This window comes from Bacteroidota bacterium (assembly GCA_013360915.1).
In the GTDB taxonomy this organism is placed as follows: Bacteria; Bacteroidota; JABWAT01; order JABWAT01; family JABWAT01; genus JABWAT01.
In genome coordinates this window covers 415,854-439,719 of sequence record JABWAT010000001.1, presented here as the reverse complement: position 1 = coordinate 439,719, position 23,866 = coordinate 415,854, and the positions used below count along the sequence as shown (strand labels likewise).

Sequence of the window (23,866 nt, the reverse complement as noted above, 5' to 3'; positions counted from 1 at the left end):
TTTATTCGACGTTACGTGTGGGACCCAATCGGTTCAGGTCAAATGTTACGCTGATCCGGTGGCTGTTACCCAGATCGAGATCACCGGAAAAATGTTCGAAGGCATAATCAATCCAAAGGGTTTGCAACCTGAACCCGGCGCCCAAATTCACCCGCTCAAGTTCATTGTATCCGGCACGGAGTGCCAGCGTTTGCCTGTATTGCCATTCAGCCCCGGCCTTGAAATCATGGGAAAGTGCGCCCCAGTTAAATTGTGCAGTTGAGCGTCGGTTTTCCAGACGGTTGATTACACCTGCGGCCACCAGCAGGGAGCCAACCGGTAAGTCGAATTCAGCAGAAACGCCTGTCTCAGCAGAAGGCGGTATGAGTTCGCTGGTTCCCGATTCCCAGACAATCAGGGTTGAAGTAATATCACGCAGGACAATACCGACAGTGAGATTATCGAAAAACACGCCCTTTTTCTGGGTTCCGGCATCAAGGCCGATGCCCCATGCGCCCGCTACTGAACCGTAAGAACGGTAGATGTATTTTGCGGTAAATCCCACCGGCCAGAACATCAGGTCCTGAGCAGCAAAGGAACCATAGAATACATAATCTGCGGCATTAAAATAACTTGGTACAAATCCGGTTTTGGGCCGGTTCAGATTAAAGTCCCATCCATCGCGGGTATCAGGAAGATCATCCACTCCGGACCGGAGAACACCCAGACCAATGCTGTACCGTTCCTGCCAGGGCACTGCCACCGACACAAAATCCAAGGAGACCAATCCAGAAAACCGTTCTGCATGCATGACCGCGAGCTGGGTGTTGTTCACGTGGATCAATCCGGCCGGATTCCAGTAAACCGCGTAGGCATCATTGGTAAGGGATACGGCCGAGTTACCCATCCCCAGATAACGGGCACCAGTGCCACCGGCCATAAACTCACCGGCATATTTTGTAAAAGACTGTGCATGAAGTCCTGATGCGCAGGCGATCAGAAAGCTGAAGGTAAGTGCAGATTTAATCATAGGTTCAAATTCGCTATTTTCGGGTATAAAGACAAGGTAAAAGGAAATCCATGCCCGGCAACTTCTCTAAGCAGATAATGGTGCCATGGGTTCCCATCTGGGTCATTGCCTGGTTGGTTCTGAATGGTCTCATCTGGTCGGTTCCTTTCATTTCTGCGGAATGGGCCGGTTGGGTGCGTCTCTTTCTGAGTCCGGTTTGCCATCAACTGCCAGAGGCCAGCTGCCAGCTGAATGAGGTGTTCCTTCCTGTTTGCTGCCGCTGCACCGCCATGTATCTTGGTTTTCTGACCGGGACGGCCGTGGTTTGGTTTGCAGCCAACCTGCCGTTACTTTCGCCGGCATGGATGACAGGTGCAGGCATCCTCATGGGATTGGATGTCGGCCTGAATGTTCTCCAGATTAAATCTCCTGATCTGCTGCTAAGAATCGTGACCGGGAGTTTGTTTGGTCTGTTAACCGGCATGGTGATTATTCAGCGTTTAAAAAGGGAAGTCCGTTATGTTTGACCAGAAGACCAAGGCCATCCTGGCCGGTAGTGGAATTTCAACGCTGATTGCCATTTTGCCTGTGATCAACCTGATAAACTTTCTGTTTTGTGCTGGCTACATTTTTGGGGGATACATGGCTGTCTATTTCAGAGAGCGGTTCACAGGTGACCGGTTATCCTTATCGGAAGGTGCATTGACCGGAGTGCTAAGCGGGGTGGTGGCGGCCGTTATCTATACTCTAATCACCTCTGCTCTGATGCAGTTGGTTGGTTTCAGTCAGGTGGAAACACAGATGAAAGAGGCATTTACTCAATATGGGTTAATGACCGGAGCAGATGCAGGATTGCCGCCCCTGGCCGAGTTATTCAGTTTTCCGTATGTCCTGATTCCGGTGTTGTTTCTTTCATTGTTATATGGATTTTTCAGCATGATAGGCGGATTGATCAGAACAGCCCAGACAAACGGACAGTTACCCGCCCAACCTTAACTCCGCTTTTTCTTCATGGCTGCGCGGGCCATGGAGATCAGATCATTCAGTTTGAGCAATGCCTCGACCGGTGCCAACCGGTTGACATCGGTTTTTAACAGTGCTTCAATAATGGGTGCTTCACGCACATCAAACAGGGTCATTTGAAATCCTCCATCTGCCGGGGGATTTTTTGATGAGGTCTGGTGACTGATAAAAGAGCCTTCCTCCAGCTCACGCAGAATAATCCTTGCTCTGGAAATAAGGGGCTCCGGAAGACCAGCCAGCTGGGCCACGTGTATCCCGTATGAGTGGTCCGCACCCCCCGGAATGATTTTTCTCAGAAAAATGACCTTGTCACCGTATTCTCTCACTTCCACGTTAAAATTGCGGATACGGGTGAAGGTGCTTGCCAGTTCGTTTAATTCGTGATAGTGTGTGGCAAATAACGTCCGGGCCCTGGAGTGGTCGTGCAGATATTCGCACAGGCTCCAGGCAATCGACAATCCGTCATAGGTAGAGGTTCCTCTCCCGATTTCATCCAGTAAAATCAGGGACCGGTCGGTGGCATGGTTGAGAATATTGGCGGTTTCGTTCATTTCGACCAGAAAGGTTGACTCGCCAGCTGCAAGGTTGTCACTTGCTCCCACACGGGTGAAAATCCGGTCCACAACACCAACCGAGGCCGATGATGCCGGCACAAACGAGCCCACCTGAGCCATCAGGACAATCAGACCGGTCTGCCGCAGGTAACTCGACTTTCCGCTCATGTTCGGGCCGGTGATGATCAGAATCTGCTCTTCCGTTCCTTTCAGAATCACATCATTGGGAACATAGGAATCGCCGGGCGGAAGCAGGGTCTCAATGACCGGGTGACGACCATCCCTTATGTCGATGAGATCGCTGTCATTAACCACCGGTTTGGTATAATGACGACGGACAGCAATGTGGGCAAAATTAGCCAGACAATCGATGGTGGCCAGTTGATGTGCCGTTTGCTGAAGTGCTTCTGTTGATTGGGCAATTTCCTGTCGTAATTGAAGAAAGAGGGACTGTTCCAATTCATTCATTCGTGTTTCGGCATGAAGCAGTTTTTCTTCGGTTTCTTTCAGCTCGGGTGTGATAAACCGTTCTGCGTTCACCATGGTTTGCTTGCGAATGTAACTGGCCGGAACTTTCTCGAGATGGGTTTTGGTGATTTCGATGTAATAACCAAAAACTGAATTGAAGTTGATTTTCAGAGATTGGATGCCGGTGCGGTCCCGCTCTTCCTGCTGCAGCCGCGATATCCAGGCTTTCCCGTCATTGGCCATGGCACGGATTTCATCCAGATCGTTGCTGAATCCCGGGCGGATCAGTCCGCCTTCTGTGATACTGGCAGGAGGATCATCCACCAGGGTTTGTTCGATCCGGTTTACCAGTTCCGGAAACAGGGTCAGCGGAGTGGCCAGATCAGAAATAAAGGCTGACGCAGAATCTGAAAGGGTTTTTTTCAGAAGGGGAAGTTCGGAGAGGGACCGTTTGAGGGTGACCAGTTCCCGTGGGGTGATTTTCCCCATGCTGACTTTTGTAGCCAAACGTTCCAGGTCGGCAATGCTCGCGAGCAAAGCCCTGACTTCATTCCTCAGGGTTTTATTTTCATAAAAGGCCTGAACCGAATCGAGACGTGCTTGTATCGGGCTAGTCTGAATCAGAGGCTGAAAGAGCCATTTTTTCAGCATCCGGGCACCCATGGGGGTTTCCGTTTCATCCAGGATGGAAATCAGGGTTCCGAAGGTCTGACCATCGGCCATGGAAGAGATCAGTTCAAGGTTTCGTTTGGTGGAACCATCGAGCACCATATATGCTTCCGGATGGTAGACGGCCAGTTTCCTGAAGTGCCCCAGGTTTTCTTTCTGATTTTCATACAGGTAATGAATGATAGCACCTGCAGAAGCGGTTGCAAGCGGCAATTCTTCCAGTCCGAATGCCCGCAGGGAATGCGTTTTAAAATGTCTGATCAACTCGTCCCTGCCAAACTGAGGGGTGAAGATCCAGTCATCCCTTTCTGTCTGAACAGTCTTATAAGACAGGGAAGGAACCAGTTTGCTGCGTCTCGGAATGAGAATTTCCTTGACCTGAAGCATTTCAAGAATACCACTGATCTGGTCGCTGGTCCCTTCATAGCAGAAGAATTCACCGGTGGAGGCATCGCAAAAAGCCAGACCCGAGCGATCAGGTCCGGGAGTCAGGGAAGCCAGGTAATGATTGGAGCGGTGATCGAGCAGTTTGTCTGAAAAAGTAACACCCGGAGTCACGACCTCCACAACATCTCTTTTCACGAGAGTTTTTGTCAGCTTTGGATCTTCAAGCTGTTCGCAGATGGCAACCCTTAAACCGGCACTGACAAGTCTTGGCAGGTAAGTATCCACCGAATGAAAAGGGAATCCGGCCAGAGGTGTTTCCCCTGCAGCCCCGTTTGATCGTTTGGTCAGCGTGATTCCAAGGACCCGTGAACAGGTTTTGGCGTCCTCTTCAAAGGTTTCGTAAAAATCTCCCACCCTGAACAGGAGAACCACGTCGGGATATTTTGCCTTGATCGAGGCATATTGTGCCATCAGGGGAGTTTCGGTGCGTCCGGCCATGTACACTAAGATCTTTTAATGATGGATAAACCACTAAAATGAGCCTTTTTTTTTAATTTTACAGGCTCAAACCGGTTTTTAACCCAGATCAGGATATCTGTGAGCCGGTTTTTCTATTAAACCTGGAGACTGTTTTATGAAAAAAGGATTGGTCCTCTTGTTGATTCTGGTCGGGCATCTGACTGTTGCACTGGCCGATGAGGGCATGTTTCTTCCGAACCGGCTGGATAAACTGGATTGGAAAAAATTGAAGAAAATGGGCTTGAATCTGAAAGCCGATGAAATCATGAATTCCGATTCACAGAAAGGGTTGAACCACGCCATCATCAGACTGAACATTGGCGGAACCGGTGAATTCGTATCTGCAAAAGGTCTCATTCTCACCAATCATCACGTTGCATTCGGGGCCATTCGTGAAAATTCAACCGAGTCACTGAATCTGCTCGAGGAAGGATTCCATGCCGCCACGATTTCAGGTGAACTGAAATCGACTTATACCGGGCAGGTTACCGAGTGGATGGAGGATGTGACAGCGAAGGTGCTGGCTGCGCTCGATACCGCCAAATCATTCAGCACACCAGCCCTTGCCAGAAAAGCCATTTTTGAAAGCCTGGCAAAATCTCACACCTCGTTCCCCGAACGCACCGCTGATGTAATGATCATGAATGAGGGCAACGAATACACGCTGGTGGTTTACCGCTTCTTCAATGATATCCGGCTGGTGTACGCGCCTCCCCGGTCGATCGGTGAATATGGCGGCGAAACCGATAACTGGATGTGGCCACGTCACACGGGTGATTTCTCCTTCCTTCGTGCCTACATGTCTCCTGATGGAAAAACCAGTGCCGCCTACAGCAAAGACAATGTACCTTACGTGCCCGGACGTTTCCTGAAAATCTCTGCCAAAGGCATCAAGGATGAGGATTTCACCTTTATCATGGGATATCCTGGCCGGACCACCCGTTACCGGACGTCTTTTGAAACGGCGTTTGCACTGGATTATAACTATCCGGTAACCATCAGCCTTCTCGATGCTTCCATCAAAGGAATGGAAGAGGCCACGAAAAACAATGTGGAATTGGAAATCGAATATGCCAGCAACATCAAAGGATTCCTGAACACCATTAAGAATTTTCAGGGAAATGTGGCTGGTCTTAAGAAAAACGGTTTGATTGAAGAAAAACGTCAGTCTGAAAAAGCGTTCAGCGAGTGGGTTTCCAAAGACAAGGCCAGACAGGAAAAGTATGGCACCATTCTTTCCGATATCGATGCATTGTATAAAGAAATGAGCCCGATGTATAAAAAGTCGACCATTGCAAGGTGGCCGACCCGTTCCAGATGGTTTCCGTTGGCCAATGGTCTTGATAAGGCCGTCACCGGAAAGGAAATGACTCCGGCTGAAAAATCCTCACTGGTGGCGAAATACACGGGCAGTGCAGCCATGGTGCGTCAGGAACTCGAGAAAAATGTGCTTCGGAATGTTCTGACCCTTTATTATTCCCTGCCTGCCGATCAGCAGTCTGCCGACATGAAAGCCTTGCTGGGAACCGGCAAATCCATGGAAGAAGCTGTTGCCGGTCTTGCATCTGCCGTTGTTAAAAGTTTGCCTTCGGCTGATTCGGTTTCAGTGATATCATTTATCGATGCAGTTGTGAAAGGCGGCGAGGCCGTTCCGGTTGCTGTCCGTCTGGCCCGTGCACTGAATGCTGAAACCAGTGCCTTTTCCAAATTCGAGCAGGACTTCAATTTAAAAATCAGTGACCTGCGCAAAAAGTACATCGATGCGCTTGCCGGTTTCAGAGGGGAATACCTGTATCCGGATGCGAACTTTACTCTGCGTTTTACTTACGGATCGGTCAGAGGATATGAACCACGCGATGCGGTGGTTTACAAATCCCAAACCGTTTTCAAAGGTGTCATCGATAAGGAATCTGGAGAAGAGCCATTTAAAAACCATCCGAAACTGATTTCCCTGTATCAGAATAAAGATCTGGGAAAATGGGTCGATAACAGGTTAAAGGATGTTCCGGTTGCCTTTCTGACAACCAATGATATCACCGGTGGAAACAGTGGAAGTCCTGTGATCAATGGAAATGGTGAACTGATCGGTTGTGCATTCGATGGCGTTTGGGAAGCACTCACCGGTGACTGGAAATTTGAAAATTCCATTAACCGTACCATTGCCGTAGACAGCCGTTATGTCCTTTTTGTCCTTGATAAATTCTCAGGTGCAAAAAACCTGCTGGATGAAATGGTGATTGTCTACTGATTCCTGAATTGCTGGAATCTGAACTGGGCCAACCCGGGTGTCCGGGTTGGCTTTTTTTATGTATAACGGCCGGGGGCTGATCCTGCCGGAAGGTCTTTCAGCGTAGCCATAGGTTCAAGATTGGTTCTGCGTGGGAAATACTGTAAATTTATAGTCTGTTTTTAAAAGGATTTTAATGATCGAACAGGAATTAGCAACCCTTGCCCGGCAGCTTCGCCGGGATTGTATCAGGATGATCACCAATGCAGAATCGGGACATCCCGGTGGCTCGGTTGGAATGGCCGACATCTTCGCCACCTTGTTTTTTCATGCAATGAAGCACAACCCGGCATCCTGGCCTGATCACAGTGGTCAGGACCTCTTTTTTCTTTCCAACGGACATATTGCCCCCATCTGGTATGCCTCACTGGCCAGAGCGGGGTACTTTCCGCTTGCCGAATTAGGAACCCTCAGGCGTATTCATTCACGGTTGCAGGGACATCCTGCCACTCAGGAAGGACTTCCTGGCATCAGGGTGGCCTCTGGTTCACTGGGTCAGGGGCTGTCGGTGGCTATTGGGGCGGCAATGGCCCTTAAACTGAATAAGCGCACCGATTGGGTATACGTGGTGATGGGCGATGGAGAATGCAATGAGGGCCAGATATGGGAAGCAGCCCAGAATGGACCTCACCAACAGGTGGATAACCTGATTGCCATTATCGACCGTAACCGGATCCAGATTGATGGGGACACCGAGAAAGTTAAACGACTGGATCCTTTCCCTGAGAAGTGGATGGCTTTTGGCTGGAATGTTATCGAAATCGACGGCCATTCTTATCAGGAAATTATGACCGCCATCAGAAAGGCAAAAGCCAACCGGGGAAGCGGACAGCCCACAGTGATCATTGCCAATACGGTGATGAGCAAGGGAATTCCGTTTATGGAAAACCTTGCAAAATGGCACGGAACACCACCAACGAAGGAACTTGAACAACGCGCATTGACCGATCACCTGCCTTCCACAGACTGGAAGGATTACGATGATCCTGCAGCCAGAGTGGTACCATCTGATTGGTTTGGGAGGATGAACTGATGCCGTCTTTTAAAGTTTATGATCAGACACCAACCAGAAATGCGTTTGGTGAGGCCATGGTTGAACTTGGGAAAACCCGACCGGATGTGGTGGCGCTTTGTGCAGATCTGACCGGAAGCCTGAAACTGGAAAAATTTTCATCTGAATTCCCCGATCGCTTCTTTTCCCTGGGAATCGCCGAGGCCGATATGATCAGTACGGCTGCCGGACTTGCCATCGGCGGAAAAATTCCGTTTACCACCACCTTCGCTGAATTCAGTACAGGTCGGGTTTATGACCAGATCAGGCAATCGGTTGCCTATTCAAATCTGAATGTAAAAATCTGTGCTTCCCATGCCGGATTGACGCTGGGTGAGGATGGCGCCACCCATCAGGCCCTGGAAGACATCGGTCTGATGCGTGCCTTGCCGAATATGACGGTGATTGTGCCTTGTGATGCCAACGAAACCTGGTCTGCCACCCTGGCCGTTGCGGAACACAAAGGTCCTGTTTATCTGCGGTTCGGACGACCAAACCAACCCAATTTCACCGAACGGACCCGTGATTTCCGCATTGGAAAAGCGGTTAAACTGCGGGAAGGTAACTCGGTGACAATTGTCGCCTGTGGGATCATGGTTTGGAAATCACTGGAGGCAGCCGACTTACTTGCACGGGAAGGCATTGAAGCCGAGGTAATCAATATGCATACGATCAAGCCTCTTGACCAGGAGGCTATTCTGACATCCTTTTCGAAAACCGGATGTGGTGTATCCGTGGAAGAACATCAGAAAAATATCGGACTGGGTGATGCGGTTGCCCATGTGCTTTCGACCCGGCTGCCGTTACCGTTGGAAATCGTGGCCGTTAATGACCGGTTTGGCGAATCCGGCCTTCCCGATGAATTGCTGACACAGTTTGGTCTTGCGGTTTCCGATATCGCCGATGCAGCCAGACGCGCGGTGTCCAGAAAAAAATAATCTGACCAGAGATACAGGAAAAAGACCATGTTAAAGAAAACCCCTTTCCATGAAATGCACCTGAAAGCAGGTGCCCGGATGGTTGAATTTGGTGGATGGGATATGCCCGTCCAGTATGCAGGAGGCATTGTTTACGAACATCAGCTGGTCCGGCAAAAGGCTGGCTTGTTCGATGTGAGCCACATGGGTGAAATCGAAGTCAAAGGCACCGGTGCCCAGGGTTTTTTAAACCGGATTTCCACCAATGATGTCACCAAACTCACCGTTGGCAAGGCACAGTACACAGCCATGTGCAATGAAAAGGGTGGAATCATCGATGACATGATTATTTACCGGCTTCCCGAATACTACATGGTGGTGGTTAATGCCTCGAACAAGGACAAAGACTTTGCCTGGATGAAATCCCATGCCGATTCTTCGGTTTCCCTGCGTGATGAATCGGATGAAACCGCCCTGCTGGCAGTTCAGGGGCCTGCTTCTGAAACCATCCTGCAGGCACTGACCCCGGTCAACCTTGCAGAGATCCCTTACTACGGCTTTGCCATCGGTAAACTGGCTGGTGTGGAAATGTATATTTCACGTACCGGTTATACTGGTGAACCCGGATTTGAATTGTACTTTTATACACAGCATGCCGCTTCCGTCTGGAACACCCTGCTCGAAGCAGGAAAGCCTTCCGGACTGGAACCAGTCGGATTGGGTTGCCGCGACACCCTTCGTACCGAAATGGGATATGCCCTTTACGGCAATGATATTTCAGATACCACCCATCCGCTCGAAGCAGGTCTTGGTTGGATTACCAAACTGGATAAAGGCGACTTTATCGGCCGGCAAGCCATTCTCGATGCAAAAAACAACGGTCTTTCCCGAAAACTGACCGGCATTGTCCTGCGTGAAAAGGCCATTCCGCGAAGCCACTATCAGGTGGTGAATCAGGACGGTGATGTGATTGGAGAAGTGACCTCGGGAACGTTTTCCCCCTCACTGGAAAAGGGAATTGCCATGGCCTATCTGAAACCTGAGTATTGTGCAGAGGGAACCGTGGTGGGTATAATGATCCGGAACCAGCCGCAATGGGGTACCGTACAGAAATTTCCTTTCTACCGGAAGGCCTGACAGATTCTGATGAAAATCGATGTTTATTTCGACTCGGGGCTGGTGGATGAATCGACCCTGAAGGGACAATGGGTCTGTGTGATTGATGTCCTGAGGGCTTCTTCCACCATCTGCACGGCACTTGTGAATGGTGCACGGGAAATTATTCCGGTTGCCTCGGTTGACTACGGAATGAAGATTGCCTCCAACTTATTCGATGGTCAGTTTCTTCTGGGTGGTGAACGCGGTGGGAAGCGGATTCAAGGCTTTGATCTGGGTAACTCACCAAGAGAATACACGGCAGAGAAAGTGTCGGGAAAGTCGATTGTTTTTGCCACCACCAACGGAACGGGTGCCATCGTTAAAGCCCGGCATGCAGAAAAGGTCCTGATCACCGGCTTCCTGAATCTGGGAGCCATTACATCGGTTCTTCAGTCGGTGTCTCCCTCACAGTTGTACATCATCTGCGGGGGAAGGGAACATCACTTCAGTCTGGAAGACAGCCTCTGTGCCGGCGCTCTCATCGATCGTCTCACGGAAGGAGAGGGCACACCGACTCCTCAGTTAAACGATGCGGCCAAGGTCTCTCTGTTCACCTGGCAAAGGGAAAAGGATCAATTACGGAGGGCAGTTCGTGATTCTGACCACGGCAATACGTTAAGGATTCTTGGTTTCGAATCTGATATCGATTTATGCACCGACATCGATAAGTATGATGTGGTTCCCGTGCTGGCCGAATCGAGCAAAATTAAACGGATGCAAACCGAGACTACCGGCAGGACCCAGGTCTGATGGCGAAAAAAAAGGAAAAAACACCTTCCTCTCCTGCCCCTGAATCTGGGGGTAACCGGAAAATCAGTCCGGAAAGAAAAATTGAAATTGCCGGATTAATCCTGATGGTCTTCGGGCTCATCATGGTTCTCTCGGTACTGTCAAGCAAGGAAGCTGATTATTCCATCATCACGACCATGCGACCCGGGGATTATTTTTCACCTGACCAGCCGCCTGCCTCCCTCATTGGCAACTGGCTTGGTGTGATCGGTGCGTTCCTCTCTCACCACCTCATTTTCAATCTGCTGGGCTATCCGGTTCTGATTCCCTGTTTACTGGTTATGGTCTGGGGCTGGGTGATGCTAAGGCATCACGGACTTTCGAAGCCCGTTTATTTCACCATCTATGGCTTGTTGTTTTCTCTGGGCCTTTCCACAGCTTTCGGTTTTCTGTCGATTCTGTCCGATTATTCTCTGCTGGGAAATGCCTGGTCGGGGCTGGCGGGTATTTTCATCGCCTCAATGATCTATACCATTCTGGGCGGAATCGGCGGAACATTGCTAATTCTGACTGGTTTGTTTATCCTGGTCGTCCTTTTTATTGATCTGGATCTGAAGGCAACCGCTTCACGCATACAGGGGTGGCTGACTTCGAAATCAAAAATCGTTGTGAAACAGGATGAACCTGTCGCTGATGAAACGGAACAGGATACTGAGGAGGAAGACCAGTCACCTCCATGGGACCCACCGGTTACCAGATCCCAGCCTGCCCCGCCACCACCGCCGGTTATTCAGGAGGAACCCAAACCGGTCACCACCGTTCGCAAGGCATCAAAACCGATTGGTATACCGCTTGAAGAGATTCTTCCACCCAGAGAAGAATCCGTTGCCCCGCCCGAAGTGGTGCTTCACACCGATGAGTTTCGTACCGAAGCCGAGAATTTTATCCCGGTTGGACCGGAATCTGAAAAACCTGAGGAATCCGGAACAATGGAATCCGGTCCGGCACCCGTGGTCACCGAGGACTCTCGTCCCGAGACACCCGCCGGATCTCCTTCTCAGGAAAAACAAGGTCTGACCTTTTTCAGGGCCTTTGTTAAGGAGCCCGAAAAGGAAACAACTTCGGTTCCCCACACTCCCGAAAAAAGGGAAGAACCTGTCGCAGAAAAAACGATAACTCCGCCGGTAACCAGATCCGAAACGGTTCATTCTGAACCCCCGGTTCCGCCACCCCTTTCATCAGAACCCAAACCAATCAGAGAGCCGGAACCTGAGTCTCACCCCGGTGCAGTGCAAACCATTCCGGTTGCGGTGGATGGCGAACAGGAAATCGAACTGATTCTGAAACCCACGGTAGAGGAACAGAAAGCAGAACTTCCCCGCGATCCGATTTTCAAATTCGGATACCGGAAACCCGGACTCGATCTCCTGCAGATCAATCCGAATACCGTTACCAACGTTATTGATCCGCTTGAACTCGAAGAGAATGCCCGCAAGCTTGTTCACAAACTTTCAACCTATGGGATTCAGATTGATGGCAAACCAGAGGTGACCGTCGGCCCCCGGGTGACCCTTTTCGAAATAAAACCGGCAGAGGGAATCAAGGTGAGTCGCATTACCGCCCTGGCCGATGATATTGCGCTGGCCATGGCTGCACGTGGAATCCGCATCATGGCGCCCATCCCGGGAAAACCGGTGGTCGGGGTTGAAATTCCCAACAAAAAATCGGTTCATGTTTTCTTACGGGAAATTCTTGAGTCAGAAAAATTCCAGAAAGCGGCAGAGAACGGCATGCTGTTGCCGGTTGCCTTTGGCCGGACGATCAATAATGGCATTTATCTGGAAGACCTGGCCAAACTCCCTCACCTGCTGATTGCGGGAACGACGGGTTCGGGTAAATCGGTCGGAATCAATACCATTATCTGTTCCTTGTTGTATTTTGCTCATCCGGCCACGATCAAGTTTGTGATGATTGATCCGAAAAAGATTGAGCTTTCCATTTACCGCCGGTTGGAAAAGCACTTTCTGGCTGTTCTTCCCGAGCTGGATGAACCCATTCTGACCGATACGTCAAAGGCCGTGACCTTGCTGCGGGCAGTTGAACGGGAAATGGATGACCGGTACACGTTGCTTGCCAAAGTCGGCGTTCGTCACCTGAAGGACTTTAACCGGAAGGTGGAATCGGGTGAAATAAAATCACATGCGGGGGATCCTTACACCAAATTGCCATTTATTGTGGTGATTATTGATGAGTTGGCCGACCTGATGATGACATCGGGAAAAGAGGTGGAGGAGCCCATTGCCCGCCTGGCTCAGCTGGCCCGTGCAGTGGGTATTCACCTGGTGGTGGCCACTCAGCGACCGTCGGTTGATGTGATTACCGGTATTATCAAAGCCAATTTCCCGGCACGGATCGCCTATCAGGTGACCAGCAAAATTGATTCTCGTACCATTCTGGATATGAATGGTGCCGAACAGTTGCTGGGGAATGGTGATATGCTTTACCTGCCCAGCGGATCTCCCAAACCTGAACGGATTCAGAATGCGTTCGTCTCAACTGAGGAATGCGAGGCCATTATTGAGCACATTGCCAGGCAGCCAGGTTTCATCTCGGCCTACCGCCTGCCCATTCCGCCCGATAAAAACGGAAAGACATCGGGTAAAAAAGGGGAGATTGAACAGACGGATGATTGGGATGATATGCTTGAAGAAGCCGCACAGGTAATTGTACAGCACAATCAGGGAAGCACATCCCTGCTTCAGCGAAAACTGAAAATCGGTTATTCCCGGGCCGCACGGATTATTGACCAGCTCGAAATCCTGGGCATCGTGGGACCTCCCGATGGATCCAAAGCACGTCAGGTGATGATTGATGACCCCGACACTCTAAACGATATTCTGAATATTAAATAAAGCGGAAGCCAGATGATTTCCATGTTTACCACTTTAATGATCTCGGGTGTACTGGCCTTCTTTCAGGCTCAGAATGCCAGTGATGTTCTCGAAAAAGTCAGAAAAGCCTATGATTCCATCAAAGATGCGTCTGCAGACTTTGACCAGATGGTCAGTTATAAGGTTACCCGGCTGAACCAGAAACTCACCGGCCGGATCTCGGTCAAGAAACAGGATAAGCTCAGGCTTGAAACCGAAGAACAGATTCTGGTGACCGATGGAAAAACTGCCTGGACTTATTCGGTTTTTAATGAGAAAGTGATCATTGATCATTTTGATCCAACCAGCTCTGAATTGTCTCCTTCCCGGTTTTTTCTGGAATTCCCAAAGGACTTTATCATGACTGTCGTTGGCCGGGAAACCATTGGTGGCATGGTGACATGGAAGCTGAACCTCACTCCGAAAAATCCCGACAATTTTATTCAGGCCATGTCCCTTTGGGCAGATGAGAAGGAATGGTTTATTCGTCAGGTGGAAGTGACCGATATTAACGGGTCAACCACCACTTACCGCCTCAGGCAGTTGCAGATCAACTCCGGACTGCCCGATCAGTGGTTTCAGTTTACACCGCCCAAAGGCGTTGATGTGATTGATCTCCGCTGAATGAAAAACCGCCTGTTTCAACTCCTCCTGGGAGCCCTCATTTCAGCGGTTACGCTTTATGCGGCCTTTTATGGCATGGATTTATCCACCATTACCAATATCCTCAGTTCGGTTAACTGGTGGTGGCTGGTACCCACCACTGTGGTGATGGTTCTCAGTCATTACGTCCGGGCGTGGCGGTGGCGGTTGTTTTTCGGGCACGATGCGGAATCGGATAGGCTCTATCCGTATTTCAGTTCCACCATGGTGGGGTATGCAGTCAATAATGCATTGCCCCGGGGCGGGGAACTGGCCAAGGCCATTTATCTTGGAAGAATGACCAACCGGTCCCAGACTCATGTACTCGGTACAGTTGTTCTGGAGCGCCTGATCGATTCATTGATTCTTCTTGTCGTGTTTGGTCTTTCCATGCTGTGGTTTTCCGAGGACATTGACCGCCATTTTCCCGGTCTGGGTGTCGGAGCCGGCGTGTTAACTGTCTCGCTGGTCGGAATGCTGCTGGTTCTCACCTTGCTCCCGGTTGAAAAATCGAAAGTGTTGATTCATTGGTTTACCAGATGGTTGGGCAGCAGACTAAGTGCAAAAATCGGTGACCTTTCCGGAAGGTTTCTTGAGGGTGTTTCTGCCCTGCGGAATGGTCATTTCTTACCAGCCATTCTGGTATCATCCCTGTTGATTTTCCTTCTTTACATTGCAGGAACCTGGTTGCCGATGTTTGCATTTCCCTTTCAGCAATCGGCCAATCTGGGATTCCCTGCAGGAATGGCTGTTATGGCCATAGCTGCGATCGGAATGGTGATTCCATCACCGGGTGGAACCGGTACCTATCATTGGTTCTGCAGCATGGCTCTCATTCAGATTTTCGGGGTGAATCAGGCCGAGGCCGTCAGCTTTGCAACCCTGGTTCACCTGCTCAATCTTGGCTTTTCCACCCTGGCCGGAGCCGGTTGTTTCCTTTTTGATCAGGCGCACAGAACCACCGGTCCGGTTGAGTCTGCCTGATTCATCGGCTAACTTTAACAGTTTTGCACCCAATGTCATGAAATCACCCCAATTGGATCAGGTTTTTATTCACGAGTCCTCCTATGTCGATCTGCCTTGTGAAATCGGCCCCGGAACCAAAATCTGGCACTTCAGTCATATAATGAAGGATTCGGTGATCGGCGAGAATTGTAATATCGGTCAAAATGTGGTGATTTCTCCCGGTGTCAGACTTGGACGGAATGTTAAAATTCAAAACAATGTATCTGTTTACACCGGTGTTATTTGTGAGGATGACGTGTTTCTGGGACCATCCATGGTGTTCACCAATGTGATCAACCCCAGATCTGCCGTTTCCCGAAAGGAAGAGTATAAGACCACATTGGTCCGGAAAGGGGCCAGTATCGGTGCCAATGCGACCATTGTTTGTGGCATAACGCTGGGTCGTTTTTGCTTTATCGGAGCCGGGGCTGTGGTCACACGGTCAGTGCCTGCCTATGCACTAATGACCGGAAATCCGGCCAGACAGCGCGGATGGATGTGCCAGTGCGGAGTTAAATTACCGGAAACCTTCCCGGCGACCTGCAGGTCCTGCGGTCAGGCCTACCGGTTGAATCAACAGGAAATTGAACCAATATCTTAAGAGCTGATGGAACAACGTAACGAACAAATACCGACAAACCAGACCACCGGAACCGAATTTCTTACCATTGAAGATTTTCTGGATTCTGTCAGGAGGTGGAAATGGATTATCATTTCCTCCACCGTTCTGGCATTTACCGTCAGCTATATCTACTACTACTATCAGCCGAACGTGTACTTATCAACGGTCCGGTTGCTGTATGGAAAAACCACTCAGGAAGTGTCCTTGTTTTCGGGCAATTTCGGATCAAACCAAAGCCGGGCGCTTGGCAATGAACTCGAACTGATCCGGTCCCGCCAGTTCGGCGAACTGGTGGTGACAGCCATGGCAGAAAGCCTTCGGGTTAATCCGGCCCTCGCCCGTTTTCCTCTTTTTTCAACCATTCAGGGAACAGGGAACCCCTATTCAGTACTCGGAACCGTCCTTCTTAACAGAAACGCCACCTCTCCCCGGGCACTCGACATTATCAATATTTCCTTCATGAGTTCCGATCCGGAAGAGGCAGCCATCATCGCGAACATTCTTGCGAATGTGTATATCGTCAATGACCTTACCAACAACCGGACCACTCAATCCATTGTGAAAAACTTCATCAAAACACAGTTGGATGAAAAAGCTCAGGACCTCCGGAAAAGTGAGAATGATATTCAGACCTACATGGTCCAGAGTGGGATTGTGACCGTTTCGAGTGAATCACAAAATGTGGTGAGCAACATTGCTTCTCTTGAAGCCCGCATCAATGAGTCCCGTTTACAGATTGGAATTTTTGAGGAAGAAATCCGGATAGCCCGTGAACAACTTAAAACGCTTCAACCATCAAGTTCGGTTGAATTCAGCGGCTATTCTGATTCCTACATCAGAATCCTTCAGCAAAAAATTGCCGAAACGGAAAGCCGTCGCGATATACAGCGTGCGACGCTTGATACGGCCGCTCCAGCCGCAAAAGCCGAAATGGAACGTCTTGAGCGTGAAGCCAAAAATCTTCGTGAACTGCTGGAAAAACGTATAGAAGAATCCATCCAGAGTGAGTTGCCAGGCAGCAATACCATGGAATTGGTTCGGCAAAATCAGAATAAAATCGCTGTTGGAACCGTATCAATCGTCATTGAGAACTTTAAGATTGAAAAATTACAGACCCTGTTAGCCGATTATGAAAAACGTTTTCAGGCCATTCCGACAAAAAATGTTGAGTATGCCCGCCTGGAAAGAGCAAGACGGTCTGCCGAAGAATTGTATCTGATCCTGGAGAAAAAATATCAGGAAGCCATCATTTCTGAATTGCAGATCAACACCAATATCAAGGTGATTGACCTTGCCATCCCCGATTTTGTTGCTGTTGAGCCTCAGCGCGCCAGAATGGTTTCCTTACTGACGGTTCTTGGATTACTGGTTGGACTGGGTCTGTCGATCGGTCTTAAAAAGATGGATAACCGGATTCACAAACTGGATGATCTTGAAAAACTGAACATTCAGATTCTGGGTCAGGTGCCAGTGGATGAGGAACGCCTGGCTACCGGCAACCTCATTAAGGATATCTCTGCCATTGTTCAGGAAATGCACCGTCAGATATCGATTAATATCAATTATATTCTGAACCGTAAAGGTCGCGAAAATGGCCTTTTCCTGCTGACCACCAGTACCATTCCGCAGGAAGGGAAGACCTTTACCGGAATCCTCATGGCTGGCTCACTGGCTGACCTGGGTTATAAAGTTCTTTTGATTGATGGTGACTTGCGCCGTCCGACGGTTGACAAACACCTTCCAATCCGTAAATTCCCCGGTCTGACCGAGCTTATTCTTAACGGTGACCTGTCCGGCGTTCAGAAAGTAGAATCCTTTCACTCAGCTACTTTTGATGTCATCGCTTCCGGTACGATTCCGGTTTCTCCGGTTCCGTTGATCTCAAGTGAAGAGTTCATGAGCCATATTAATAAGTTCCGGGCCCAGTACGACTATATCATCATGGATGCGCCTCCATCCCTCTCGGTGGGTGATGTGTACATCTATGCAGAGCATGCCGATGGACTGATCTATGTGAGTGGTGCCGAGCTGGTGAATAAGCGTGATTTTATCCGGCAATACCGTACTATCGCAAACCGGTTTGGACCGAAGGTTCTGGGTGTTGTATTGAATAAAGTCAGGAAAAACCACCTGTCCAGTCAGGGGAACTACTACTACTATTATTCCTCAAACCAGAAGTAACACTCAGGAGGACGCACGGGGAGAAACGAACAGCACTTCTTCCCGTTCAATAATCACGGCACCCGGTGCCGCCTGTCTGGGTTTTCTGACGTATTTGACAAATGTGTAGCTGACCGGAACCCAATCCGACTTTTGCTGTCTGGAAAACCAGGCGGCCAACGCGGCTGCTTCCTCAAGTTGTGCTTTTCCCGGATAGACGGGTTGCCGGTTGGGCAGAATCACATGACTTCCCGAATCACCGCGGCAATGAAACCAGATGTCATTCTTACCAGCCACTTTGCTCAGCAGAAAATCATTGCCCTTCGCATGTTTGCCGACCAGTATTTCATATCCGAATTTCGATGGAAACCGGTGAAAAGGTTCCGGTGCATCTCCTGAAGGTGTCGGACCGGTTTGCATGGGGAGTTGTTTGAGCAATGACTGAAGTTCCCGTCCATTTTCAGTATTGTTCAGTTGAGCAAGAAGCTGTTCAATCTGATAAACCGACTCAATGGTTTTCTTCAGAATCAGTTTTTTTTCCCCCAGGGTTTGCTTCATCCGTTTAGACCGGTCAAAAAACCGTACCGCATTTTCACGGATGGTTAGGGTCGGATTCAGTCTGATCAGCCTGGGTTCCTGTTGGTCAGTGGTCCAGTCAGAAATGCGGACCGATTCAAGTCCACGGAGTTCCTGATCGGGAAAGGACTGAAGCAAATGTCCCAGGTGAGCTTCAGCAGTATGTTTTGAATCATCTTCCAGAAAAGATGAAAGCTGAAGAATGGTTTGTTTGAGCCGGCTTAACCGATCCTGTACCTGCCTGATGGCCTGTGCTTTCCGGTTCTTGAATTCATCGGCCTGACGTCGTCCCAGTTCAGCCTTCCTGAGCTCACGGCTGCCATCAGTAATTAACCGGATTTCCCTGAGCCCCGAAATTCCCAAAGGCGAAATCAAAAGGGAATCGGGTTTATCGGGGTGGCCATAGATCCGGTAATGATCCCAAGGTCTCAGATCGGAAAGAGGGGGTGTTTCACCGGTGATTGCTGGCGAGAATCGTTTTAACAGATTCTGGAAACTGGTGATAAGAAATGGCCAAAGATTCTGGTGATCCAGAGGATTGATCCAGACATCCGGCAATAAAAGTGGTTCAACGGTCCGGATGCTTTCAATTAACTGATTTTGCTGATAAAGTCCGGTTCCGCTTGAGGCAGAGTATACGCGGATGACCAGCGTGAATCCATTGCTGAGGTGGATGGCAACCTGTCTGTCCGATTCATGGATGGAAACCGATTGAACTTCCTGACCGATGGCCGTTTCAAAGAAATGAGCCACATTTTTACCCGGGAGTCCGGGATGAGCATCCAGAAACAGAAAAGGGCGGGAAGGGTACAGGTACACGCCGACAGACCGGTTCCCCGAAAAAAGAAGATGAAATTCATTTTTCCTGAAACTGATGGCCCCCACAAACCGGCTTCCGGGCAGGTGGCTGCCGAGTTCACCAACGATTTTTACCAGTGTGACGTAGTGATTAATCATAGCACAGAAGAGTGGACCCGATTTGAAAAAGCATGAATTTAGCTGTATTATTAGCCAATTATACTTAAAATTTTTTAGTATTTCCCGGAGAAACACTGTGTCTTTCAAACTGAACTCCCTCCGCCTTCTGCCCGTCTTAGTGATCGGTTATGTTCTCTATGGTTGTGGAACCGCCTCCGGACCCGTAAAAGTGGAAGTTCCCCGGCTTCCTTTTATGAGTGCGCTGCCTGCCTCAGCGCCTGAAGAAGGACTGGGTTGGGAATGGGTCTCGCCGAGACCGACCGGTGTGCATTTCACCTCTTCCTGGTTCGTATCAGAAATGGAGGGATGGTTGGTTGGCGGATTCGGTACCATTCTGAAAACCAATGATGGTGGACTTACCTGGCAACAACAGACTTCGGGCACCACACAAGGTTTACTTGATGTTCACTTTGTGGACCGGCAGTTTGGCTTTGCAGTCGGAAATCTGGGTACCATTCTCCGGACCACCGATGGTGGTGCAAGCTGGACCAGAGTCCAGAGTGGGACACAAAGTCCGGTTTACTCTGTGAGAGTATTTGATTACAACCGTGCATTGATCTCTCTTCCTCAGGGTGGAGTTGCAAAAACCAATGATGGTGGAAACTCCTGGACGCTGCTTGCTACTGATGTCTACAACGATGTTTTGTCTCTTGGATTTACCGATTCCCTCAGCGGATGGATTGCTGGCAGAGCGGGCCTGATTTCCCGCACCACCGATGGTGGTCTTTCCTTCACACCTGAAGAATCCCCCGTTCCTGATCAGGCCGTCCGGGTACTGGTTACCCCCTCTTTCGGAGCCGCCTTTGCCTTTGGAAATAATGGATTTGCCATCGCCATGCGTCCGGGGGCCACAGCCTGGGAAGTACTGTCCCTTCCAGTGAATGAAAATATGCTTGCTGCTCATTTCCTTGATTCGAATACCGGGTGGGTTGCTGGTTCTAACGGAACCATTCTGTTTACGAACGATGGTGGTGCCACCTGGACCATCCAGAACAGCCCGACTCAGAATACAATCGAATCGATTCAGATGATGAACCCGCTGGTTGGCTATGCCTTCGGACGGAACGGTACCATGCTTAAAACCAACGATGGCGGCGTAAACTGGCTGCTTTTGACCGGAAAAAGTCTGGCCACCATCGGAGCCATTCAATTTTTCACAGCAGACCTTGGATGGGCTGTCGGATCAGAGGGAATGGTCCTGTTTACTTCGGACCGCGGACAGACCTGGGTGAACCGGTCCGCTCCGACCAAAAATGATTTATATACCGTTTCCTTCTGCGATACCACATTGGGAATGGTTGGCGGAATGGATGGAAGTTTGTTTATCACCACCGACCAGGGTAAAACCTGGAAACAATCCGGACTGTTTAATGCCACCCTCACCACCATTGATATGCTCGACTCACGGACCATTTTTGTCGGTGGAACCAACGGATTTATTGCCAAATCATCCGATGGAGGTCTTACCTGGATGCCTCAGGCGTCTGCTACCTCAGAACGGATACAAAAGATCAGATTTATGAACCAGGATCTGGGCTTTGCCCTGACCGATGGCGGCGCGGTGTTGCGGACCACCAATGGCGGATCATTCTGGAATAAAACCAATTTACCTGTTCCGGTGAAACTGCATGCACTGACCTTTCTGAATAAAGACAAAATTCTGGTTGCCGGCGATATGAATGCGGCCTACTTCTCAGAAGATGCTGGTGTTACCTGGAATGCAGTTCCACTGCCCAATCCACAGGATTCAGGTTTCGTGGTACCCGATCTGGTCCATGCCGAGGCATTCAGTTCCAGTCATGTGATCCTGGTTGCACGCAACGGAATGATCTATGAGTCCATCGATGGTGCTTACAGTTGGGAAAGGGTCACCACCACACCTAACACAACCGTCTTGCAGGCCGACTACACAAGCCGGAAACGGGGTTGGCTGCTGACAGATGGAAATGCCGTGTTTTACACCAATACCGGCAATCAGGACTGGAAGTACTTTCCGCTGATTTCGGACCTTCAATACACCTCTTTCCGTGCCACCGAAAACGGTGCCATTCTGGTTTCTACAAACAACGGATCGGTTATGAAGTCTACCGATGGTGGGCTGACTTTTATTCCGGTCAATACTGGTCTGTCAGTTCAGATTAATCAGTTGAGCGGATTTGGGAATACGGTGATCGGTGCAGCCGAAAAGGGAATGTTACTGGTTTCAACCAATGCGGGTGATACCTGGTCCGGGTTGTCTCCCGGAACCACCTCTGGGTTGCAGTCAGTTGGGGCCCTGAACAACCAGACATGGGTCACCGTGACCGATGATGGAATTGTGTTTAAAACCTCTGATGGAGGTAAAACCTGGAAAAAGGTTGCCTCTACGTCCAGGACCCGCATCAATGGAATCCGGTTTATTGATCAGTTAACTGTCTATGCGTTTGGAACCGGCGGAACCATGCTGAAATCTCAGGATGGTGGGGAATCATGGCGGTTTATTCCGAGCGGATTCACCGATGAAATCAATGACATGACTTTTGTGAATGATTCGACTGGTTTTATCTGTGGCCGAAATGGACTGATTGCCGTCTCCTATGACCGCGGACTGACCTGGACCCGGCAGGCGAGTGTGACCAATGCCAACCTGATCAGTTTATTCTTCCAGGATGCCACCAACGGGATTGTGACTGGAAATAATGGCATGGTTCTCTATACGAAAACCGGCGGAGCAAGCTGGGATCCTCAGCAGGTCTTTACCTCTGACCTGGTGATTGGCTCCCATTTCTATAATTCCTATACCGGAACGCTCGTCACCTCTAACCGGCAAGTGTTCCGGACGGTTTCCGGTGGATTTAAATACAGGAAAGACAACTCACCCTACGCCACCAAGTCCACCAATTAACTCTGATGTTCAATTATCAGTTCAACCGGGTTTCCGATAAAGTACTGCAGGTTTTTAAGGCCCAGCCACTTGGAACCAGGGTTCTGATTGAAATCAGCAGCCCGGTTCAGCGGAAAAAAGCAATAGACCTGTTTAATGAACGCGTCCTGCGCTTTGGTTACCTGCCGGTTGAAATCAGGTTGACGAGTAAGAAACCGCTCGACCGGCAATTGGAAGAGATTTGCAGCCGCAATCCTGATCATAAACTTGTGCTTCAGTTCACCGATACCGAAGCATTTTTCAGCGAGTTTTCATCCGAGAAGGAAGCTGCAGCCTTTCTGGAACGGTCGGTGGCCGTTTTTCATATTCAACGGTTTCCCTTCGTCTTTTGGGTTTCCAGATATATCTATGACGCCCTTTACCAGGATGGTCCTGCGCTGCTGAAAGCATGTTGGGAGCATATCCGGTTCGAGGACCAGTTTAACCTGCCGGTTGCAATTCCTCACCAATTACATCCTCCCACCCCTGAAAAGGTTCGTACTCATACGATTTCGATCCTTGAAAACCAGCTTACCGAACAAAAATTGTCGGTCCTGGGTGGTTATCAGTACATCAATGTTCTTCAGACACTTGCCCGTAATTATTTCGATCACATGCAGTATGAAAAAGCATTCGAATGTTACGAACAGTGTATCCGGTCAGGGCAAACCAATATCTACACCGTGGCAGAATACCGGAATCAGATGGCTTTGATTTATCTGTACTGGAACCGCTATGACAAGGCGTTGGATATGGTTGCAGAAGCCCTGAGGATACGGAAGGAACTGGATGACAAAAAAGGGTTGGCCATCTCATTTCTTACCATTGGTGTGATTCAGATGTCCCTCGGCCGGCTCAACAGATCCCTTGAGTCTCTTAAGCAGGCAACCCAGTTTTCCCGCGAAATTGAAGAAGTCGAGCTGGAAGCCATGGCCATACTGAATTCAGGTGTGGTCTATCAGCAAACCGGCAATTCTGGCGCAGCCTACGAATCGTTTAAAAAATCACTCGACTTGTTTAAGAAACTATCCTTTCAGCAGGGGATTTCACTCACCCTTTCGCATATCGCCTTTTTCCAGGCCGAAACCGGTAAATTCGGCGATGCTCTGAAATACTATCTTCTGTCGCGTTCACTGGCAGAGAAGAACAATCTGGTGTTGCTGGTCGAAGGTATCGACCGTCACCTGGAGATCTTAAAAGATAAGCTGGGTCCTGATCAGTTCCGCCAATTGGGGGATTCGATCAGAAAGTCGATTGCCCACCGGGAAAAGGAAGATCAGAAGATGACCTCCCTGTAATCA

Annotated in this window: 17 protein-coding genes and 1 pseudogene; 15 read left to right on the top strand and 3 right to left on the bottom strand. The window is 49.6% G+C overall.

Going from position 1 to position 23,866, the window contains the following annotated elements:
• Position 1: 1 nt before the first annotated feature.
• Positions 2–1,009 carry a PorV/PorQ family protein gene (locus HUU10_01935; GenBank protein ID NUQ80344.1) on the bottom strand — a complete coding sequence of 336 codons (1,008 nt, stop codon included), beginning with the start codon at positions 1,007–1,009 and terminating at the stop codon, positions 2–4.
• 50 nt (positions 1,010–1,059) lie between these two features.
• Here HUU10_01935 and HUU10_01930 point away from each other — a divergent pair, with 50 nt between their 5' ends.
• Both HUU10_01930 and HUU10_01925 read left to right on the top strand, forming a co-directional pair.
• Positions 1,060–1,515, top strand: coding sequence for a DUF2085 domain-containing protein (locus HUU10_01930; GenBank protein NUQ80343.1), 456 nt, complete (start codon positions 1,060–1,062; stop codon positions 1,513–1,515).
• Positions 1,508–1,984 (top strand): hypothetical protein, encoded by a 477-nt coding sequence (locus HUU10_01925; protein NUQ80342.1) that lies wholly within the window; start codon positions 1,508–1,510, stop codon positions 1,982–1,984. Before HUU10_01930 ends, HUU10_01925 begins: the two co-directional genes overlap by 8 nt.
• Here the strand turns inward: HUU10_01925 and mutS are convergent.
• Entirely contained in the window at positions 1,981–4,560 is a 2,580-nt protein-coding gene (mutS, locus tag HUU10_01920; protein ID NUQ80341.1) for a DNA mismatch repair protein MutS, read from the bottom strand. The two genes, HUU10_01925 and mutS, sit on opposite strands and share 4 nt — an antisense overlap.
• A gap of 163 nt (positions 4,561–4,723) precedes the next feature.
• On the opposite strand from mutS, the gene HUU10_01915 reads away from it, so the two are divergent.
• The 11 genes and pseudogenes from HUU10_01915 to HUU10_01865 all read left to right on the top strand — a co-directional run bounded on the left by HUU10_01915 (position 4,724) and on the right by HUU10_01865 (position 18,130).
• Positions 4,724–6,856, top strand: a complete 2,133-nt coding sequence (locus tag HUU10_01915; GenBank protein ID NUQ80340.1) for a S46 family peptidase — start codon at positions 4,724–4,726, stop codon at positions 6,854–6,856.
• A gap of 175 nt (positions 6,857–7,031) precedes the next feature.
• Positions 7,032–7,928 (top strand): transketolase, encoded by an 897-nt coding sequence (locus tag HUU10_01910; protein NUQ80339.1) that lies wholly within the window; start codon positions 7,032–7,034, stop codon positions 7,926–7,928.
• Positions 7,928–8,884, top strand: a complete 957-nt coding sequence (locus HUU10_01905) for a transketolase family protein (GenBank protein ID NUQ80338.1) — start codon at positions 7,928–7,930, stop codon at positions 8,882–8,884. The genes HUU10_01910 and HUU10_01905 overlap by 1 nt, the downstream gene beginning before the upstream one ends.
• Positions 8,885–8,911: 27 nt before the next feature.
• Positions 8,912–10,000 carry a glycine cleavage system aminomethyltransferase GcvT gene (gene gcvT / locus HUU10_01900; GenBank protein ID NUQ80337.1) on the top strand — a complete coding sequence of 363 codons (1,089 nt, stop codon included), beginning with the start codon at positions 8,912–8,914 and terminating at the stop codon, positions 9,998–10,000.
• Between the two features lie 9 nt (positions 10,001–10,009).
• Positions 10,010–10,771, top strand: a complete 762-nt coding sequence (locus HUU10_01895) for a 2-phosphosulfolactate phosphatase (GenBank protein ID NUQ80336.1) — start codon at positions 10,010–10,012, stop codon at positions 10,769–10,771.
• Positions 10,771–11,385 (top strand): annotated as a pseudogene (locus HUU10_01890) (DNA translocase FtsK 4TM domain-containing protein). The gene HUU10_01895 and the pseudogene HUU10_01890 overlap by 1 nt, the downstream one beginning before the upstream one ends.
• Positions 11,272–13,662 carry a DNA translocase FtsK gene (locus HUU10_01885; protein ID NUQ80335.1) on the top strand — a complete coding sequence of 797 codons (2,391 nt, stop codon included), beginning with the start codon at positions 11,272–11,274 and terminating at the stop codon, positions 13,660–13,662. Before HUU10_01890 ends, HUU10_01885 begins: the two are co-directional and overlap by 114 nt.
• 12 nt (positions 13,663–13,674) lie before the next feature.
• Complete coding sequence (locus HUU10_01880) at positions 13,675–14,304, top strand: outer membrane lipoprotein carrier protein LolA (GenBank protein NUQ80334.1); 630 nt, start codon at positions 13,675–13,677, stop codon at positions 14,302–14,304.
• On the top strand, positions 14,305–15,306 hold the full coding sequence (locus tag HUU10_01875) for a flippase-like domain-containing protein (protein ID NUQ80333.1): 1,002 nt from the start codon (positions 14,305–14,307) through the stop codon (positions 15,304–15,306).
• Positions 15,307–15,343: 37 nt separating this feature from the next.
• Positions 15,344–15,928, top strand: coding sequence for an N-acetyltransferase (locus tag HUU10_01870; GenBank protein ID NUQ80332.1), 585 nt, complete (start codon positions 15,344–15,346; stop codon positions 15,926–15,928).
• A gap of 6 nt (positions 15,929–15,934) precedes the next feature.
• Entirely contained in the window at positions 15,935–18,130 is a 2,196-nt protein-coding gene (locus HUU10_01865; protein NUQ80331.1) for a polysaccharide biosynthesis tyrosine autokinase, read from the top strand.
• Between the two features lie 3 nt (positions 18,131–18,133).
• Here HUU10_01865 and HUU10_01860 read toward each other — a convergent pair whose 3' ends face one another.
• Positions 18,134–19,642 carry a fibronectin/fibrinogen-binding protein gene (locus HUU10_01860; protein NUQ80330.1) on the bottom strand — a complete coding sequence of 503 codons (1,509 nt, stop codon included), beginning with the start codon at positions 19,640–19,642 and terminating at the stop codon, positions 18,134–18,136.
• A gap of 97 nt (positions 19,643–19,739) precedes the next feature.
• Here HUU10_01860 and HUU10_01855 point away from each other — a divergent pair, with 97 nt between their 5' ends.
• Together HUU10_01855 and HUU10_01850 are read left to right on the top strand one after the other, a co-directional pair.
• Complete coding sequence (locus tag HUU10_01855) at positions 19,740–22,547, top strand: hypothetical protein (protein ID NUQ80329.1); 2,808 nt, start codon at positions 19,740–19,742, stop codon at positions 22,545–22,547.
• Positions 22,548–22,552: 5 nt separating this feature from the next.
• Positions 22,553–23,863 carry a tetratricopeptide repeat protein gene (locus HUU10_01850; GenBank protein NUQ80328.1) on the top strand — a complete coding sequence of 437 codons (1,311 nt, stop codon included), beginning with the start codon at positions 22,553–22,555 and terminating at the stop codon, positions 23,861–23,863.
• Positions 23,864–23,866: the final 3 nt, after the last annotated feature.